Source organism: Duganella sp. GW822-FHT06D06 (assembly GCF_058799615.1).
This window is the reverse complement of sequence record NZ_JBXALQ010000001.1, coordinates 134536-152853: the sequence shown is the minus strand read 5'-3', so window position 1 is coordinate 152853 and position 18318 is coordinate 134536. Positions and strand designations below refer to the sequence as shown.

General features: G+C 66.7%; 21 protein-coding genes. 13 read left to right on the top strand and 8 right to left on the bottom strand.

The genetic code is table 11. From position 1 onward, the window contains the following. Positions 1–243: 243 nt before the first annotated feature. The 11 genes from AC1RMD_RS00755 (at position 244) to AC1RMD_RS00705 (ending at position 10310) form a co-directional block, all read left to right on the top strand. Positions 244–423: a Flp family type IVb pilin gene (locus tag AC1RMD_RS00755; protein WP_492922691.1), complete on the top strand. Its 180-nt coding sequence runs from the start codon at positions 244–246 to the stop codon at positions 421–423. A 56-nt stretch (positions 424–479) separates the two neighbouring features. After that, complete coding sequence (locus AC1RMD_RS00750; protein ID WP_492922689.1) at positions 480–1010, top strand: prepilin peptidase; 531 nt, start codon at positions 480–482, stop codon at positions 1008–1010. Positions 1011–1110: 100 nt separating this feature from the next. Continuing rightward, entirely contained in the window at positions 1111–2475 is a 1365-nt protein-coding gene (locus AC1RMD_RS00745) for an ATP-binding protein (protein WP_492922687.1), read from the top strand. Continuing rightward, positions 2472–3308: a Flp pilus assembly protein CpaB gene (gene cpaB, locus AC1RMD_RS00740; RefSeq protein ID WP_492922685.1), complete on the top strand. Its 837-nt coding sequence runs from the start codon at positions 2472–2474 to the stop codon at positions 3306–3308. The genes AC1RMD_RS00745 and cpaB overlap by 4 nt, the downstream gene beginning before the upstream one ends. Positions 3309–3315: 7 nt before the next feature. Then, a complete protein-coding gene (locus AC1RMD_RS00735) occupies positions 3316–4836 on the top strand; it encodes a type II and III secretion system protein family protein (RefSeq protein WP_492922683.1) in 1521 nt (506 codons plus the stop codon). A gap of 13 nt (positions 4837–4849) precedes the next feature. Beyond that, the gene (locus tag AC1RMD_RS00730) at positions 4850–5128 is read left to right on the top strand and encodes a hypothetical protein (protein ID WP_492922681.1); all 279 of its coding nucleotides are present in this window, start codon (positions 4850–4852) and stop codon (positions 5126–5128) included. A gap of 9 nt (positions 5129–5137) precedes the next feature. Then, entirely contained in the window at positions 5138–6310 is a 1173-nt protein-coding gene (locus tag AC1RMD_RS00725; RefSeq protein WP_492922679.1) for a CpaE/TadZ family protein, read from the top strand. A 23-nt stretch (positions 6311–6333) separates the two neighbouring features. Beyond that, positions 6334–7686, top strand: a complete 1353-nt coding sequence (locus AC1RMD_RS00720; protein WP_492922677.1) for a TadA family conjugal transfer-associated ATPase — start codon at positions 6334–6336, stop codon at positions 7684–7686. 4 nt (positions 7687–7690) lie between these two features. Then, on the top strand, positions 7691–8668 hold the full coding sequence (locus tag AC1RMD_RS00715) for a type II secretion system F family protein (protein WP_492922676.1): 978 nt from the start codon (positions 7691–7693) through the stop codon (positions 8666–8668). A gap of 10 nt (positions 8669–8678) precedes the next feature. Then, a complete protein-coding gene (locus AC1RMD_RS00710; protein ID WP_492922675.1) occupies positions 8679–9614 on the top strand; it encodes a type II secretion system F family protein in 936 nt (311 codons plus the stop codon). A gap of 9 nt (positions 9615–9623) precedes the next feature. Then, positions 9624–10310, top strand: coding sequence for a LytR C-terminal domain-containing protein (locus AC1RMD_RS00705; RefSeq protein ID WP_492922674.1), 687 nt, complete (start codon positions 9624–9626; stop codon positions 10308–10310). Positions 10311–10390: 80 nt separating this feature from the next. Here AC1RMD_RS00705 and AC1RMD_RS00700 read toward each other — a convergent pair whose 3' ends face one another. Together AC1RMD_RS00700 and AC1RMD_RS00695 are read right to left on the bottom strand one after the other, a co-directional pair. After that, positions 10391–11164 (bottom strand): GIN domain-containing protein, encoded by a 774-nt coding sequence (locus AC1RMD_RS00700; RefSeq protein ID WP_492922673.1) that lies wholly within the window; start codon positions 11162–11164, stop codon positions 10391–10393. Between the two features lie 36 nt (positions 11165–11200). Then, a complete protein-coding gene (locus tag AC1RMD_RS00695; protein ID WP_492922672.1) occupies positions 11201–11404 on the bottom strand; it encodes a hypothetical protein in 204 nt (67 codons plus the stop codon). A gap of 399 nt (positions 11405–11803) precedes the next feature. On the opposite strand from AC1RMD_RS00695, the gene AC1RMD_RS00690 reads away from it, so the two are divergent. Both AC1RMD_RS00690 and AC1RMD_RS00685 read left to right on the top strand, forming a co-directional pair. Next, the gene (locus tag AC1RMD_RS00690; protein WP_492922671.1) at positions 11804–12793 is read left to right on the top strand and encodes an alpha/beta fold hydrolase; all 990 of its coding nucleotides are present in this window, start codon (positions 11804–11806) and stop codon (positions 12791–12793) included. Positions 12794–12892: 99 nt separating this feature from the next. Further along, positions 12893–13636, top strand: coding sequence for a substrate-binding periplasmic protein (locus tag AC1RMD_RS00685; protein ID WP_492922669.1), 744 nt, complete (start codon positions 12893–12895; stop codon positions 13634–13636). A gap of 9 nt (positions 13637–13645) precedes the next feature. Here AC1RMD_RS00685 and AC1RMD_RS00680 read toward each other — a convergent pair whose 3' ends face one another. The 6 genes from AC1RMD_RS00680 to AC1RMD_RS00655 form a co-directional block, all read right to left on the bottom strand. Beyond that, positions 13646–14530, bottom strand: coding sequence for a dienelactone hydrolase family protein (locus AC1RMD_RS00680; RefSeq protein ID WP_492922667.1), 885 nt, complete (start codon positions 14528–14530; stop codon positions 13646–13648). 108 nt (positions 14531–14638) lie between these two features. Continuing rightward, the gene (locus AC1RMD_RS00675) at positions 14639–14956 is read right to left on the bottom strand and encodes an HVO_A0114 family putative DNA-binding protein (protein ID WP_492922665.1); all 318 of its coding nucleotides are present in this window, start codon (positions 14954–14956) and stop codon (positions 14639–14641) included. A gap of 28 nt (positions 14957–14984) precedes the next feature. Then, entirely contained in the window at positions 14985–15251 is a 267-nt protein-coding gene (locus AC1RMD_RS00670) for a hypothetical protein (RefSeq protein WP_492922663.1), read from the bottom strand. Positions 15252–15263: 12 nt separating this feature from the next. Beyond that, on the bottom strand, positions 15264–16421 hold the full coding sequence (locus tag AC1RMD_RS00665) for an FtsX-like permease family protein (RefSeq protein WP_492922661.1): 1158 nt from the start codon (positions 16419–16421) through the stop codon (positions 15264–15266). Then, a complete protein-coding gene (locus AC1RMD_RS00660) occupies positions 16418–17533 on the bottom strand; it encodes a hypothetical protein (protein WP_492922659.1) in 1116 nt (371 codons plus the stop codon). Before AC1RMD_RS00660 ends, AC1RMD_RS00665 begins: the two co-directional genes overlap by 4 nt. A gap of 48 nt (positions 17534–17581) precedes the next feature. Continuing rightward, positions 17582–18301 (bottom strand): ABC transporter ATP-binding protein, encoded by a 720-nt coding sequence (locus AC1RMD_RS00655; protein WP_492922657.1) that lies wholly within the window; start codon positions 18299–18301, stop codon positions 17582–17584. Between the last annotated feature and the right edge of the window lie 17 nt (positions 18302–18318).

Genomic DNA, 18318 nt, shown 5'->3' with positions numbered 1-18318 from the left:
AGTACCCGTTCCAGCTTACCGGCCAGGAAACTGATGCAGTTTGACATAAGCCAGCCGTGAAGTGTGTTTCGTGCGCACATATTCATCAAACCCATGAAAATAATGCCACGTGGAAAGCTTGCGTCAAGTCAACTCTCGGAAAACTCCGATCCGTATAGTAAGCCTTAATGGCGTGGCACTGGCGATTTGGAAGTCAGCCAACCGCGCCAGGGGTACTTTCTTGACTTAATCCAGGAGTAAATCATGAACTCGCTTATTGCAGCTGCAAAGGTGTTCGCACACGACGAAGACGGGATCACCGCCATTGAATACGGCTTGATCGCGGCAACCATGGCGACGGCGATCATTGCCGTCTTCTCTTTGTTGAACACCGGGCTGACCACTGCCTTCACCACCCTCGCCGGGAAGATCACCGGCGCGTAACCACCCGGCTTTCCAGCCGCAGTCTGGCTGGAAAGCCTTACGTCGGGGAGACCGTCATGTTGAACGCGATCGAAGTGATCTTGATCTGCCTGGTGGCGCAAGCGGCCGTGACCGACCTGGCCCTGCGCAAGATCCCGAATGTGCTGATCCTCAGCGGCCTGCTGCTGGCGCTGATGTTGCACATGCTGGGCGGCCTGCACTGGGCGCCGTTGACGCAGTGGGTAGCCGGCAGCCTGGCCGGCTTTTTTTTATTCCTGCCCCTGTATCTGCTGCGCGGCATGGCCGCCGGCGACGTCAAGCTGATGGCCATGGTCGGCAGCTTCGTCGGCCCGCTGATGGCGCTGAAGGTGGCGGCGCTGGCCACGCTGATCGGCGGCCTGATGGGCCTGCTGATGCTGTTGTTCAACGGCCGCTGGCGCGACGGCTGGCGCAACGTGGTGACGATCTGCAAACCGCTGCTGTTGCGCAGCCTGGGCATGCCCCTGCAAGCGGTGCCGCTGGCGCCGGGCGCCAGCGTCGGCGGCATGCCCTACGGCCTGGCGATCGCGCTGGCCACGATGGCGATGTTGGCGCTCGCACATCGCTGATCGGCCGCTAGCCGTGAATTTGCTGTGCGTCAATATCCACAAAGCGCGGGCCGATAGACTTGATTCCTCAACGTAACTAATTCCACCGCTGGAGATCGTCATGCTCGCCGTAGAATCGCCTTCCTCCGCCCTCCATGCCGATCCCGCCGAGCTGCTGCCGGCCCAACCGAAGACGGTGCGCGACAGCGGCTTGCCGCAACAGCTGATCGTCGAGCTGATCGCCAAGACCATCTTCATCACCGGCAAGATCCACTTGCCGGTGCTGACCACGCGCTTGCACCTGTCGATCAATGTGCTGCGCGAAGCGCTGGAGTTCATGGTGGCCGAGCACGTGGTCGAAGTGGCCTGGCGCGGCGAATCGGACATCGACGTGCAGTACCAGCTGACCTCGGCCGGCCGCCTGCGCGCCAGCGCCTGGATGGACCGCTGCGCCTACGTCGGCCCGGCGCCGGTGACGCTGGACGCCTACCGCGCCGTGGTCGAGCGCCAGGCCGGCCAGGCGCCGCAGCTGTGCGCCGACGAACTGGCCGCCGAATTCGCCGACGACTTCCTCAGTCCCGCCGTGCAGCGCATGCTGGGCGCGGCCATGCACGCTGGCCGCACGGTGCTGCTGCATGGGCCGTCGGGCAGCGGCAAGTCGGCGCTGGCGCGCCGCCTGGGCGCCCTGCTGCAGGGCGTGATCGCGGTGCCGCATGCGCTGGTGGTGGGGCAGGAGATCATCCAGGTCTACGACGCGTTGCTGCACCGCGCGCCGGCGCCGCAGCATTTGCGTCAGCTGCGGCAGGCCCAGGAACGCCGCAGCAGCGATCCGCGCTGGGTGCTGTGCGCGCGGCCCGTGGTGGCGCTGGACGCCGACCTGAGCGCCGACATGCTGGAACTGCAGGCGGACAGCCATAGCGGCTGCTATCGCGCGCCGCCGCAGCTGAAGGCCAACAACGGCTTGCTGATCGTCGATGACCTGGGCCGGCAGCGCATGGCCGCCGCCGATTTGCTGAACCGCTTCTCGCAGGCGCGGGAACTGGAGCGCAGCCAGCTGGCGCTGGCCGGCGGCTGTCACTTCAGCGTGCCATGCCGCATGCAGCTGGTGTTCGCCACCAGCCTGGCGCCGGAGGCGTTGCTGGACGCAGCGGCGTTGCGCCGGGTCGGCTACAAGATCCCGGTCGGGCCGCTGGAGGCAGCCAACTACCGCATCCTGTTTCGCCAGCAGTGCGCCGCCGCCGGCGTGGCGTTCGACGAGGCGGCGCTGGGCTATCTGATAGAAGAGCTGCATGCGGGTAGCGGCCTGCCGCTGCTGGCCTGCTACCCGCGCGAGATTATCGGCCGTGTCCTTGATTTCGCCGGCTTCCTGGGCGAGCCCGCGCGGGTCAGCGTGGAGACGCTGGAGCAGGCCTGGATCAGCATGTTCACCACCGGCGTCGCGGCGCCGGCCGACGCCATCGACCAACTGCAACGGCGCCTGGCATGAACAACCGGCGCGCATTGATGATGATGGCGCTGGCCGTCGTACTGGGACTGGTGGCGGTGGTGCTGGCCTCGCGCTGGCTGCTGCGCCAGACGCCGACGTCGGCCAACAAGATCATCGTCGCCGCCACCGATGTGAACCTCGGCCAGCGGCTGACGCCGGAGATGTTGAAGGCGATCGACTGGCCGGCCGAAAGCCTGCCGCGCGGCGCCATCCGCGACGGCTCCAAGCTGGTGGGACGCGTGCTGAAAACCAGCGTGCTGCGCGACGAGCCTTTGAGCGAGGCCAAACTGGCGCCGGCCGGCACGCTGGGCGGCTTGTCGGCGCTGATCTCGGAAGGCAAGCGGGCCATCACGGTGCGCGTCAACGACGTGGTGGGCGTGGCCGGATTTGCGTTGCCGGGGAATTTTGTCGACATCATCGTCAACACGCAGGCCGCCGCCAGCGGCAACGAGAACGCGATTTCCAAGATCGTACTGGAACGGATACTGGTGCTGGCCGTGGCGCAGGAAGTGGGGCGCGACGAAACCAAGCCGCGCGTGGTCAACGCCGTCACGCTGGAGGTGACGCCGGCGCAGGCCGAGAACATCGACCTGGCGCGCAGCGTCGGCACGCTGTCGCTGGTGCTGCGCAACCAGGTCGATCCGCGTCCGGGCGTGACCGACGGCGCGACCAAGACCAGTTTGCTCGGCATCGCCAAGCCTCCGGCGGCGCCGCCGGCGGAAGCGCCCGTCGACGCTGCCAAGCCGCGCCCGCAACTGGCGCAAGCCGCGCCGCGCGCCCGCGCCTGCGTCGGCGTGATCGCCGGCGTGCAGCGCACGCAGGAATGCCTGTGAGCCGGCCATGACGACGCTACGACACGCGGCGCTGTTGTTGGCGATGGCCAGCCTTGGGCCGGCCGCCGCCGCCGCACCGCCCCCCGCGGCCGTTCCCGCCGTGGCGTCGCCGGCCTCGGCCCCTGTCCGCGCCGCGGCGGAGGCGCCGCAGCCGCAGCCGCAGCCATCGACGGGGCGCGAAGCCGTGAGCCTGCGGTGCAGCGGCCAGGCGGCCACGCCGGGCAGCCTGACGCTGGCGCTGGGCAAGTCGACGCTGATGCGCATGCCGGAAGCGGTGCAGGCGCGCAGCGTCGGCAATCCAGCCGTGCTGCAAGCGATGCTGGTGGCGCCGGACACGCTGTACGTGGTCGGCGTCGACATCGGCAGCAGCAATATGATCGTGCAGGGCCGCAGCGGCGTGTGCAATGTGATCGAGGTGGTGGTCGGCATCGACCCGGCGGCGCTGCAAAACGCGCTGGCAGCGCTGATGCCCACGCAAAAAGACATCCAGGTCAGCGCCGCCGGCGATACGCTGGTCCTCAGCGGCACGGTCGACGACGCCCAGACCGCCGCGCGCGTGCTGGAGCTGGCCGCCGCGTTTGTGCGGCGGCCGGCGCAGGCGCTGGAGGCGGCCAAGGGCGACAAGGGCGGCGCGCCCGCAACGCCAACGCCCCCTGCGTCGGCATCGGCAGCGGCCGGCGGCGTCGCGCGCATCGTCAACTTCCTCAACGTCGGCGCGCCGCAGCAGGTGATGCTGGAGGTGAAAATCGCCGAGGTCTCCAAGACGCTGCTGGATAAACTGGAGACCGGGCTGTCGCTGAGCTTTGGCGGCGGCAGCTGGAGCACCACGCTGGCGTCCAACTTCGTCAGCGGCACGCTGAAAGGCCTGCTCAGCGGCGGCAAGGCCACAGGCAACCACCTCGGCATCGCGGCCGACAAGCAGGATGGCCTGGTGCGCATCCTGGCCGAGCCGACGGTGATGGCGATCAGCGGCCAGGAAGGCAGTTTTCTGGCCGGCGGCAAGATCTTCGTGCCGGTCGCGCAGGACAACAACAAGATCACGCTGGCGGAAAAGGAGTTCGGCATCGGCCTGCACTTCACGCCCACCGTGCTGGCCGGCGGCCGCATCAACCTGCGCGTGGCGCCGGAGGTGTCGGAGCTGTCGCGCGAAGGCATCGGCATCTCGGCCGCCGGCTTCTCGGGCGGCGCCATCCTGCCGCTGATTACCACGCGCCGCGCCGCCACCACGGTTGAACTGTTCGACGGCCAGAGCTTCGCCATCGGTGGCCTGATCAGCAACAACCAGACCACCAACATCCGCGGCCTGCCGGTGCTGGGCGAGCTGCCGGTGCTGGGGGCGCTGTTCCGCAGCGCCGACTACCAGCAGGACCGCACCGAGCTGCTGTTCGTGGTCACGCCGCACCTGGTCAAGCCGCTGCCGCCCAACTACAAGCTGCCGACCGACAGCGTCACCACACCGAACCGCGCCCAGCTCTTCCTCGAAGGGCGCATGGAAGGGCCGCCGGCCCAGAGTACCGACCACAAATAAACGGGATATGACGATGCGATACCTACTAAGCCTGCCGCTGGCATGCACGCTGGCCTCCTGCGCCCTGCCACCGGCGTCCACCACGCCGGAGTGGGACCGGCATTTCGGCGCCGCTGCCCGCGTCGCGCTGGCGCAGCAGGTGATCGACCGGGACGCGGGCCGCAACGGCGACCCGGCTGCCGGCATGGACGGCCGCGCCGCGCGCGCCGCCTTCGAACGCTATCAAAAGGCCAGCAGCGATCCAGCGCCGCAGCCGTCCGCATTTACCATCGGCGTCAGCGGCGCCAAGTGAGGAACGACCATGAAAGCACTGATGATCAGCAAGGACAGCCTGCTGCATGCCGAAGTCGCCGCGCAAGGTTCCGCGCGCATGCCCGCCATGCAGCTGGTGGCGTCGCGCAATGGCCTGCGCGACGCGGTTGAACGCCAGCTGCCGGAGCCGCCGGAGCTGGTGATCGTCGACGCCAGCGATGTAACGCCGGACGAGGCGGAACTGGTCGAGCGCCTGAGCAAGCTGTATCCATCCTCCTCCTTCATGCTGCTGACGCGCGAACCGCAGCAGGACCTGCTGATCCGCGCCATGCGCGCCGGCATACGCGAGGTGCTGCAACTGCCGCTGGTGCACAGCGCCTTCCATGAAACGATGAGCCGCATCGAAGTGGCGGCCGGCGTCAGCCAGACGCGCGAGGGCAAGGTGCTGGCCTTCATCTCCTGCAAGGGCGGCAGCGGCGCGACCTTCCTGTCGACCAACTTCGGCTACGCGCTGGCCGCGCTGGCCGACAAGAAGGTGCTGCTGATCGACCTGCATGGCCAGTTCGGCGACGCCACGCTGTATGTGTCGGACCAGAAGCCGGCGATGACGCTGTCCGACATCTGCGCGCAGATCGGCCGCATGGACGGCTCCTTCCTCGATTCCTGCCTGGTGCACGTGGCGTCCAACTTCGGCGTGTTGGCGGCGGCGGACGATCCCAATCACGCGGTCGACATGAAGCCGGAGCACATGGACACCATTCTGCGCGTGGCGCGCCAGCACTACGACTTCATCGTGCTCGACGTCGGCCGCCAGATCGACGCCATCTCGCTGCGCGCGCTGGACCAGGCCGACACCATCCACCCGGTGCTGCAACTGGCGCTGCCGGATATCCGCGACGGCCGCCGCCTGCTGGACATCTTCCGCTCGCTGGGCTATCCGAGCGAGCGCACCCGCCTGATCGTCAACCGCTACGAGAAGGGCGGCAAGCTGCGTCTGATGGACCTGGAGCAGGCGCTGGGGGCGGAGGTGGTGCACACCGTGCCGAACGACTATCTGTCGGCCACCGATTCGGTCAACCAGGGCATCCCGGTGCTGCAGCTGTCGCGCAGCAGCGCGGTGGCGCGCAGCCTCGCCGAGCTGGTGGAGCAGGTGACGACGCGCCGGGTGGCGGAAAGCAAAGGACTGTTCGACCGCCTGTTCGGTCGCAACGATAGCGAGTAGCAACCACGACAGCGGAGAATGACATGAGCTTACGCGAACGCTTGGCGACGGCGGACGACAGCCGCCAGGGACTGATTCTCGGCGGCCTGCCGGGACTGGCGGCATCCGCCTACCAGGAGCTGAAGAAGAGCATGCACCAGACGATACTCGACCGTATCGACCTGGAACGCCTGAAGCGGCTGACGCCGGAGCAGTTCAAGCACGAGCTGGCGCTGCTGGTCCAGCGCATCATCGAGGAAGAGCGCATCGTGCTCAATCAGCACGAGCGGCATAGCCTGGTGCTCGACATCCAGCACGAGATGCTGGGCTTCGGGCCGCTGGAGCCGCTGCTGGCCGATCCCGGCGTGTCCGACATCCTGGTCAACACCTGCGCCAAGGTCTACGTCGAACGCGCCGGCCGGCTGGAGCTGACCGACGTCACCTTCAACGACAACGCCCACCTGATGAAGATCATCGAGAAGATCGTTTCGCGCGTGGGCCGCCGCGTGGACGAGTCCAGCCCGATGGTCGATGCGCGGCTGCCGGACGGCTCGCGCGTGAACGCCATCATTCCGCCGCTGGCGATCGATGGGCCGATCCTGTCGATACGCCGCTTCTCGGTCCATCCGCTGACGGTGCAGAACCTGCTCGACTACCGCAGCCTGACGCCGCCGATGATGGAGGTTCTGAAGGCGCTGGGCCAGGCCAAGGTCAACATCCTGATCTCCGGCGGCACCGGCAGCGGCAAGACCACCATGCTGAACCTGCTGTCCGGCTTCATCCCGGCGGCGGAGCGCATCGTCACCATCGAGGACGCGGCGGAGCTGCAAATGCGCCAGCCGCATGTGGTGCGGCTGGAGACGCGGCCGCCCAACATCGAAGGCAAGGGCGAGGTCAATCAGCGCTCGCTGGTGCGCAACGCGCTGCGCATGCGGCCGGACCGCATCATCCTCGGCGAGGTGCGCGGGCCGGAGGCGCTGGACATGCTGCAGGCGATGAACACCGGCCACGAAGGCTCGCTGGCCACCATCCACTCGAACACCCCGCGCGACGCCTTGTCGCGGCTGGAGAACATGGTCGGCATGACCGGCTTGAACCTGACCCCGCGCGCCACGCGGCAGCAGATCTGCTCCGCCGTGACGGTGGTGATGCAGGTGTCGCGGCTGACCGACGGCACCCGCAAGCTGGTCAGCCTGCAGGAGATCACCGGCATGGAGGGCGATGTGATCGCCATGCATGAGATCTTCCGCTACGAGCAGAAAGGCGTGGACGCGAACGGCAAGGTGCTGGGCCATTTCTCCGCCACCGGCGTGCGGCCGCGCTTCGCCGACCGCTTGCGCATGTTCGGCGTGCCGGTGGCCGATTCGGCGTTCGATCCCGACAAGATCTACGAGTAGCGGCATGGATGCGATCTTCTCCGCTTTCGCGGTGCTGCTGTTCGCCGCCGTGATCCTGATGATCGAGGGCGCCTGGCTGTGGTGGTCGGGCGCGCACGGCGGCGGCGCGCGGCGCATCGCCAAACGCCTGCGGCTGATGGCGGCGCGCGGCGAGCGCGGTGGAGAGCGGATCGATATCCTCAAGCAGCGCAGCTATAGCCGCAATCCGGCGCTGGAAAAATTCCTGCGCCGCTACAAGCACCTCGCTGCGCTGGACCGCCTGCTGCTGCAAGCGGGCGTGCGCTGGTCGGTGGCGCAGTTCATGGGCTGCGTGCTGGCGTTGCTGGCGCCGGCGCTGCTGCTGCCGGCCATGCTGGAGTTGCCCGCGCTGGCGGCGAGCGGCATGCTGGCGATGATACTGTCGCTGCCCTGGGCGCTGTTGATGCGCACGCGGCGCGCGCGCCTGGTCAAGCTGGAGGAGCAGCTGCCGGAGGCCGCGGATTTTCTCGGCAGGGCCCTGCGCGCCGGCCACTCCTTCGCCAACGTGATGCAGATGGTGGGCGAGGAAATGCCGGAGCCGATCGCCGGCGAATTCAAGTTCGCGTATGAAGAGATCAACTACGGCGTGCCGATGAACGAAGCCTTGCACAACCTGGCGGTGCGCGTGCCGCTGACCGACCTGCGCTACCTGGTGATCGCGGTGCTGATACAGCGCGAATCCGGCGGCAACCTGGCCGAAGTCCTGGGCAACATCAGCCGGTTGATACGCGCCCGCCTGCGGCTGCTGGCGCAGGTGCGCGTGATGTCGGCCGAGGGGCGGATGTCGGCGTGGATACTGGGCTTGCTGCCGCTGGGCGTGCTGGCGCTGATGATGCTGTCCAATCCCGCTTACGTCAGGGTGCTGTGGACCGATCCGGCCGGCGTGAAGCTGACCTGGTACGCGCTGACGATGGCGGCGGGCGGCGTGGTGTGGATGCGCAAAGTGATACGCATACGGGTCTGAGGAGCGTGGCATGGATATCCGGCAGATAGGTTTTCTCGTTATCGTGTTCGCGGTGGTGGTGGGCGTCGTGCTGGTGGCGCTGCTCAGCTTTTCGTCGGTGCCGATACGCGAGCGCCTCGGTGATTTTATCGGCAAGTCGGAGTCGCCGGCGCCGGTCGACGGCGGCTGGATAGAGAAGGTCGCGCAGGCGGCGCAACCGTTTTCGCGGCTGTCGCTGCCGGAGGAGGGCTGGGAACGCTCGCCGCTGCGCACCCGCTTCATGAACGCGGGCTGGCGCGGCGCGTCGGCGCCGTCGCTGTACTTCGCCGCCAAGACCCTGTTGGCGCTGGGACTTCCGGCCTTGCTGGCGGGACTGTGCGCCGCCGCGCTGGAGAATATGCTGAACCGGGGCTTCATCTATCTGCTGCTGATGACGGCGGGCATCGGCTACTACCTGCCGAACATCATACTGACGCGCCGGGCGGCCAGCCGCTGCCGCGAGATCTTCGAGAACTTCCCCGATGCGCTGGATCTGTTGACCGTCTGCGTGGAAGCGGGCCTGAGCCTGGAGCGCGCCATGGCCAAGGTGGCCGGAGAAATCCACATCAAGAGCGCGGCGCTGGCGCAGGAACTGCAACTGGCGCTGATGGAGATGCGCGCGGGCTTCAGCAAGGAGAAGGCCTTGCGCAACCTGGCCTTGCGCAGCGGCGTCGATGATGTCGATACGCTGGTGGCGATGCTGATACAGTCGGAACGTTTCGGCACCAGCATGGGCGAATCGCTGCGGGTGCACTCGGACAATCTGCGCAGCAAGCGCAGCATGATCGCCGAGGAGGCCGCCGCCAAGATCGCATTGAAGCTGCTGTTCCCGCTGATCTTCTGCATTTTTCCGACCTTGATGCTGGTGCTGATCGGCCCCGCCGGCATACAGATTTACCGCATGCTGCCGAGCGTAACGGGAAATTAGGAGGCGATGATGAAACGTACACTGGGCGCCGCGTGCACCGGCGCGTTGCTGATGGCGTGCAGCGGCATGGTCCCGGCGCCCATGCCGGAGACCGGCCGGCAGGCCGGCGCCATCACCGCGCTGGAACAAGCCTGCCTGCTGGCGCCGACCGACGCGGCGCGCTGGGAGCAGCTGGGCGCCGCGTTGGAGGCGGGCGGAGAGCGCGCACGGGCGGCGACCATGTTCAGGCAGGCCGCCACGCTGCGCGCGCACGATGTGCAACGCGACTACGCGCTGTTGAAGGAAGGCGCGGCGCAGGCCAGGGCCGTCGTCGACGCCTCGATGCCGCGCACCGAAGTGAGGAAGGTCGGCGCGGCGCTGGTGGAAGTGCTGCGCGTGGCCGCAAGCGTTGAAGCGGCGCCGGTGGCGCAAGGCGTCAAGCTGGAAATCAGCAACGGCAACGGCGTGGCCGGCGCCGCCGCGCGGCTGGCGCGCACGCTGGACGCGGAAGGCATCAAGGCCACGCGCCTGACCAATGTGAGGCCGTTCGTGGTGACGGCCAGCCGCATCGAGTATCAGCATGACCAGCAGCTGTTGGCGCAAGCGCTGGCGCAGCGACTGGGCCTGCCATTGCAAGCGCAGGGCGGCAAGTCGGTCTACGCCGACATGCGCATCGTGCTGGGGCGCGATGCCGTGCAGGCACGCTATCTGAAGTAAAAAAAACCGTCCGAGAGGAGTGAGCCTCGCGGACGGTAAAAACACACCCATGTGTTTCCTGCTGCGGACTACCGCATTCCTTACTGCCAGCTGATGCTGCCCATGCCGCGGGCGCTGGCGCTACGATTGGCCGGGTTGCCATACACCTTGGCCGAACCCATGCCCGATAACTTCATGTTCGCGCTGGTCTTCGCGTACACCGACGCGCTCCCCAGTCCCGACATATTGACTTCCACCATGTCGGCGCGCAGCTGCTCGGCGTCGAGGCCGCCGACGCCGCCAAGGCTGGCGTGCAGCTGCCTGGTCTGGCCGGTGATTTCGATGTGGCCGGTGCCGCGCAAATTCAGGTCGACGTTGTCGCTGTTGCCGGCGTTGACGGTCATGCTGCCGACCCCGCCCAGCTTCACATCGACGTTGCGGTACTGGGCGTTGACCTTGACCGAACCCGCGCCGTCCAATGCCAGGCGCAGGTTGTCGCCGCTAAAGCCGTACACCTCGGTGGAACCGACGCCGTTCGACGCCACTTGGCGCAGATTTGGCAGCGTCAGTTCCGCCCGCAGGTCTTGCTTTCTTCCGAAGCCGAAGTTGAAGCCGCGGGACTTGCTGGTGCCGATGTGCAGGGTATCGCCCGTCTGCTCCACCGTCACTTTTTTCAGCGCGTCAGCCTCTCCGTGTAGAGTCAGCGACGCGACTGGACCTTGCTTGATCTTGAGGCTGATGACGCCATCCAGATCGATGTTGACGGCGCGCGCATCGACGCTGCGGTTTTCGCTGATCACATCGGCGGCCAGCGCGGCGCTGGCGCCGCTGCTTAGTACCGTGGCCAGCATCGCAGCCTTCAAATATTTTTTCATCATGCGCTCCGTCGTTCAGCGTGAGTTAGAAATCGATTACAGCGCGGCTTTTTCAGCAGCGGTCAGGCGCTTGGCGCTGACGGTCACCACTTGCATTTTCGTGGTGTCGGCCGTGGCGGCGACTGCTGCCACTGGGGCGGCGCGGTGCACTGCCGGTACGGCGGCGGTGGCGAACGAGGTAGCGCTGGCGACGACGATTGCGGCTACGAAGATGGCTTCCATGTTTTTAGCGATGTTCATTTTGAGCTCCTTGGGTTGTTTGGTTCACTGCGTTTTGTCTTGCGTTGAGTGAACTATAGACAAGGGCCCCCTGTACATCCACCGGGATGTGACGAACTGCAAAAACGAGGGGTCAGAATGCGGATTGGCGGTTTGAGACCATGCGGCACGACGCGTCCCGGCAACCGGCGTCGCGCTGTACCTCGCCGCCGCCGATGCGCATCGTCATGCCCAGGCTGTTCACCTTCAGCGCCCGAGATACCGGGTCGCCGGCCGGCGGTCCAAAAATAATGCATAAAAATAGTTTGCTATTTAGTAGTGCACGATATATATTGGGCGCATGGACAGCGCAAACCGTCCGCCCAGAGTACACAAACATAGTTCACTATTAAATCGTTGACTATTAAAATGGAGCCCGTCATGAACAAGAATACCCAAGACCAAGCAGTGAGTCCTTCCCGTCGTTCCGCCCTGTTCGGTGGCGTCGGCGCCGCCGTGGCCGCCGTAGCGGTTCCCCTGGCCGCGTTTGCCGGCAGCAGCGCACAAGCCGCGCCGGTTGCGCGTCCCGTCAGTAAGACGGCCAGCACCATCACCACCCGCGACGGCGTCGAGATCTACTACAAGGATTGGGGGCCACGCGCCGGCCAGCCGGTGATCCTGAGCCATGGCTGGCCGCTGAACGCGGATAGCTGGGAATCGGCGGCTTTCCACCTGGCCAACAACGGTTTCCGCGTCATCACCCACGACCGCCGCGGCCACGGCCGTTCCAGCCAGCCGTGGGACGGCAACGACATGGACCACTACGCCGACGACCTGGCGCAGCTGATCGAAGCGCTGGATTTAAACAACATCATCCTGGCCGGCTTCTCGACCGGCGGCGGCGAAGTGGCGCGCTACGTGGGCCGTCACGGCACCCGGCGCATCGCCAAGCTGGGCCTGATCTCGGCGGTACCGCCGCTGATGCTGAAGACCGCCAGCAATCCGGGCGGCTTGCCGATGGAAGTGTTCGACGGCATCCGCGCCGGCTCGGTGGCCAATCGTGCCCAACTGTACCTGGATATCGCCTCGGGTCCGTTCTACGGCTACAACCGTCCGGGTGCCAAGCCGTCGCAGGGCATCATCGCCGCCTGGTATGCGCAAGGCATGCAGGCCGGCCACAAGAACACCTATGATTCGATCAAGGCCTTCTCGGAAACCGACTTCCGCGACGACTTGAAGAAATTCGACAAGCCGACGCTGATCATCCATGGCGACGACGACCAGATCGTGCCGATCGCCGCTGCCGGCCGCGCCTCGGCCGCCATCGTCAAGCATGCCAAGCTGATCGTTTATGCTGGCGCGCCGCACGGCCTGACCGACACCCACAAGGACCGCTTCAACGCCGATTTCCTGGCCTTCGCCCAGTCCTAAAACGAAGAAAGGGCCCCGCAGGGCCTTTTCTTATGCGCCGGCTTGCAAGGTTGGGACAGGCTTGAATCGGGCCGCGCGGTGGCGTGCTATATTTCAAGTATGAAAAAGTTCCTGACGGCACTGGCGATGCTGTGCCTATGCGTGCTCCACGGGGCGGCGCAGGGTGAGGTCGTCAACGTCTACACCAGCGCCCGTGTCGCCCCCCTGATGATCGGCGACGGCGGCGGCATCTATCCCGACCTGGTGGATTACCTGAACCGTAAAAAACTCGGCCAGCTGAGTTTCAAGTTGATCTACCTGCCGCGCAAGCGCTTGCAGCTGCAAGTGGAGCGGGGCGAACTGGACGGCATCGTCATCGGCATGATGCCGCCCTGGTTCAATGACGTCGGCCAGAAAAAATACCTGTGGACCGTGCCGTTCGGCATCGACCGCTATGTGATCGTGCTGCCTGCGGGGCAGGCCTTCAGCGTGTCCAAGCCTGGCGCGCTGCGCGGCCGCACGGTCGGTTTGGTGCTCGGCTACAGCTATCCCGACCTGGACGCGTGGATGCGCCAGCAGGGGCTGGTTCGCAACGACGCCATCAGCGACGACAACAATCTGGAGAAACTGCGCTTCGGACGGGTGGACAGCGTGGCCGCCGCCGAGTCGGTCGTGCGCTACTACCTGAAGGTGCACGCGGTGGCGGCGGACAAATTCCAGCTGCACGAGTTGCCGTCGAACATCACCGAGCGGCGTTTTCTGGTGCCGCGCGCCAAGGGGGCGATCTATGAAAAGATCGCCCCGGTGATCCGCCAGCTCAAGGACGACCCCGAGTGGCAGCGGCTGGCGGCCAAATACGAGTAGCTGGACGGGTCAGGCCAGCCGCGCGCGGAAGAAGTCGGTTGTGCGCTGCCAGGCCAGCTTGGCGGCGGCGGCGTCGTAGCGCGGCGTGGTGTCGTTGTTGAAGCCGTGTTCCACGCCGGGGTAGACGTGGTACTGGTAGGCCGCGCCGGCATCCTTCAACGCCTGCTCGTAGGCGGGCCAGCCGGCGCGGATGCGTTCATCGTTGCCGGCGTCGTGGATCAGCAGGTGGGCCTTGATGCGCGCCGCGTCCGCCGCGTCCGGTTGCCCGCCGTAGAAAGGCACGGCCGCCGCCAGCTCGGGCAGCTGCGTGGCCAGGTAGTTGGCGATGCCGCCGCCGAAGCAGAAGCCGACCACGCCGAGCTTGCCGTTGCCTTCCGGCCGTTGTTGCAGCCAGCGGGCGGCGGCGACGAAGTCGGCGCGGGTCTTGGGCTGGTCCAGTTTGCCGAACAGGGCGCGCGCCTGGTCCTCGTCGCCGGGGTAGCCGCCCAGGGTGAACAAGGCATCCGGCGCGAAGACGATGAAGCCGTCCAGCGCCAGGCGGCGGGCGATGTCTTCGATGTGCGGGTTCAGGCCGCGATTCTCGTGCACCACCAGCACCAGCGGCAGCTTGCCCTTGGCGTCGGCCGGCGAGACCAGGTAGCCGCGCACCGTGCCGTTGCCCTGCGGCGAAGGCAGTTCGAGGTAGCGGGCCTTGATGCGGCGGTCGTCCGGGGTGACCAGCGGCGCGGCGAAGCTCGGGCTGAGCGCGCCGAGCAGGCCGGCGGCGGTGGTGCCGCCCACGGCATAGCGTGCCGACGAGGACAGGAAATCGCGTCGCGTGATGCCGCCGTGTACATACTGGTCGAACAGCTTCAATACTTCCGGGTCAAAATCGGCGGCGGTTTTGCGTGTCATGTCTCGATTCCTCAGGCAGGTGGGCGAGCGGCCAGTGTAGCGCAGCGCCGTTCCGCCGGCGTTTCGCGCCGGCGGAATATTTCTGCATATCCAAGCGCGGGTTTTGGCTCAGGCGAGTTTGAATTGATCAGCTGTCAGGCGCACACCTTGCGGCGCCACAGTGACCAGACCGACCTTTTCCAATTCTTCGATATCGCGCCTTATCATGTCGGGAACATTGCCCACGCGTTCTGCAACAGACGCAATCGAACCGGGATGCTCGGCGATTGCGCGAAGCAGGGTCAGACGCGCGGGTGTCAACAACTTAAGCCGATCGGCAGGATCCTCGAAGCTGACGATGTATTCGACGGGGAGTTCCTGCTGTTGGTCGGCTAGTTGGGCAATGCGTCTTCCTTGTCCGTGCGCATGTGCGGCCCTGAGTTGCACGCTTGGATCTAAGGCCTGCCGGCGCCTGTCACGACCAATCGGCCTCGCCCTCCTGCGCCGACCCGGGCTCCGGGCGGAACAGCATGGCATGCAGCCTGGCGAGGGTCCACATCCCGCCCGCCACGCCGAGCAGCAGCACTCCGGCCACCAGCAACAGCGTCGCGGGCGGCAAGGCGCGGCCTTGCGCCAGCAGCGGACGCAGCACGCCGAAATACAGGCCGGCGCCGACCCCGGCCACGCCCATCAGCGCGCCCGCGCAGGCGCAAAAAAATGCGATCTTTTTGCTGCTTTGCATATGCTCCCCCTTTCAATCCATGCCTGTTGTGCCGGCGCCGACCATCCGCCGCCTGAAGTAAAATGCCGCTCCCCCCAACGCCGCTGCCAGCGTCAGCGCCAGCACGCAGCTCAGCGGATCGCTGTGCAGGGACATGTCGAGATCGGCGCCCGGCAGCGCGATCTTCAGGCTGTGCCGACCTAGCGCCAGGCCGCTGGCGAGCATCGCCAGCGCCGCGCCCAGCAGGCCCAGCAGCATTCCCTCCAGCACCGCAGCGGCCTCGATCTGGCGTTGGCTGAAACCGATGGCGTGCAAGGTCGCGTAGGCCGCGCCGCGTTCGAAGGCGATCACGCCGGCCAGCATGGCTTGCGCCAGGCCGGCGCAAAACACCACCAGGCACAGGACGCAACGCCATAACCACAGCACGCCTTGCTTGACGTTCGCCGTGACTTGCTCGACCTGGCGCCGGTACTGCACCAGCTCCAGCGATTTCTCGTGCACGCGGCCCAGCGCGGTGCGCAGCGTCGTCGCCGCCGCGTCGCCGTCGGGCAGGCGCAAGCTGAGCGAACTGATGGTGCCGGCCATCTCGAAGTCGGTTTGCACCGTCTGCAGGGAGGTCACGATTTCCCAGTCGCCGCCGCCCATCGGCGAGCTGGTCACGCCCACCACCTGCCAGCGCCGTCCGGCCAGCACCATGCTGCCGGTCGCGCCGCCATGTCCGGCCAGCCAGTCGAACAACGGCTGGGTCAGCAATGCCTCGCGGCTCCCCACGCGCGGCCAGCGGCCCTGGCGCAACACATAGTCGCGGTTTCCCGCCAGGCCGATGCCGCGCAGCGTGGCGGCGGTGAGGGCGCTGCGGGCCGGGTTCTCCACATTGACATCGAGCGCGATGGCGGGGCTGATGCCACGGTCGTCCAGGCCGCCTTCGTTGCTCATCAGTGCGATCGCCATGGCGCCGATCTGCGCCGGGAAGAAACTATGCGTTTCCACCGTGGCGGCGCTGTCCATCACCAGATAGCGGTCGGCCGGAATTTGCTCGATGCGCCGCTGGAAGGCGTTGGAAAACGCCAGGCCGCCCAACAACAGGATGGTGGGCGCCGCCAAAGCCAACAGGAAGATAACAAACCGTAGCGGCTGCCGCCGGTGGGCCCGCAGGAAGATCGCCAGCAGATGCAGGGTCGCGCCGATCACATCGTCTCCTCGTTCAAGGCCGCCGGGCCGGTGTTGTGCAAGGCCAGATACAAGGCAAACCCGCTGCAGGCGGCGGTCAGCAGCGCGACGCCGGCGGCGCCGGCCAGGCCGAGCGCGGGCGACTCGAAGCGCAACCAGACCACGTCCGCCGTCAGCGCGCTGCCGTCCAGCAGCCAGGCCAGCGCGAATGCGCTGGCGCAGGCGGACGTCACCAGCAGCGCCACCGCGCACAGCAGCTGGCGATACAGGCGCGGCCGGCGAAACCCCAGGCACAGCAACAGCGCAAAAGCAGGCCGGTGCACCACCCCGTTCAGGTAGCAGATCAGGGCCGGGATCGCCAGCACCGTCAGCAGCACGCAGGCCACCACGGCGATTGCGAGCGTCCGCAGATTCATCACCGAATGCAGGTGTGCGCCTTGCGCCGCCGAAAAAGGACCGCTGCGGGTGGCGTAGGTGTCGTTGGCAAAATGCGCGTCGATCCGCGTGGACAGGCCGGCGCCCGCGGCCGCGCCGCCGGCGCCGCGCACCAGGATCGCGCTGACGATGCCGCGGTAGGCGGGCAGCGCCTGCTCGATCGGATCGCGTCCCACCAGAATGCAATATTCGCAATCGAGCGCCGCCGAGCGCTGGAAGCTGCCGAGCAGGCTCAGGCTTAACGCCTGTTTTTGTCCGCCATTGAGCACCAGCAGCTGAAGATTGCTGCCCGCATCCAGCGACAGGCGGCGCCACAAGGCGGCGCTGACCAGGGCGCCGTCGCGTCGCTGCCGCCAAGCGGCCAGGACGCCCGGTTCAAGCGCGAGCGCCGGCACCACGTCCGGCAAGCCGTCCTTGTCGACCAGCAGGATCGCGCTGGTGTGGCTGACCACGGGCAGCCAGGCGAGCGCCGAGCTGAGTTCGGAACTGGCCTCGACGCCGTCCAGCTTGCGGACCCGCTCCAGGTAGGAGAACGGCAGGAACTGCTGCGGCGACAAGGCGTTGCTCACGATCAGCAGGTCCGGTTCTGGCGCGCTGAGGCCGGTCCAATAGCTGTTGGACGCCAACATGACGGCCAGCAAGGAGGCCGCCGTCACCAGCAACCAGCAGGCCGTCAATTGGCGCAGATGTTGACGCATCAATCCCAGCATCGCGAGCCTCGCTGCTGGCAAGCCGGCAGGCCGGGGTCAGCCATGGCACACCTCGCGCGCACCGGCCGGCTGTAGCGCGGACAGCAATTTCCCTCCGTGCAAAAACAAGCGGCGATCGGCCTGCGCCGCCAGATGGTCGTTGTGCGTGATCAGCACCACCGCGCGGCCGTGGTCGTGCGCCAGTTGCTGCAGCAGCTGGAAGATATCGTTGGCGGCCTCCTCGTTCAGGCTGCCGGTCGGCTCGTCGCACAGCAGCAGCGCGGGCGCGGCCGCCACCGCCCTGGCCACGGCGACCCGCTGCTGTTCGCCGCCGGACAGCTGGCCGGGCAGCGAGCGCAGCTTGTGACCCAGCCCCACGTAGTCCAGCGCGGCGCGGGCTTGCTCGCGCCGCAGCTGCCGGCTCAAGGGCTTGAGCTTCAAGCCCAGTTCGACGTTTTCCTGCGCGTTCAGGAAAGGCAGTAAATTGAAGCGTTGGAAGATGAAACCCAGGTGTTGCGCCCGCAAGCCGGCCCGGGTGTTTTCGTCTAGCCCCGCCAGTGAGCGTCCCAGCAGGAGTATCTCGCCCTGGTCCGGCGCCTGGATGCCGGACAACAGCTTGAGCAGCGTCGACTTGCCGCTGCCGGAGGGGCCGCTGATGGCCAGCAATTCGTGCCGGCGTACGGCGCAATCGCTGCCTTGCAATACCTGTTGCCGTCCGGCCGCCGAGACGTAGCCGTAATGTAAGTTCCGTGCGCTGACCACCAAATCCTCGTCCATGCGTGTTCCTGTTCTGT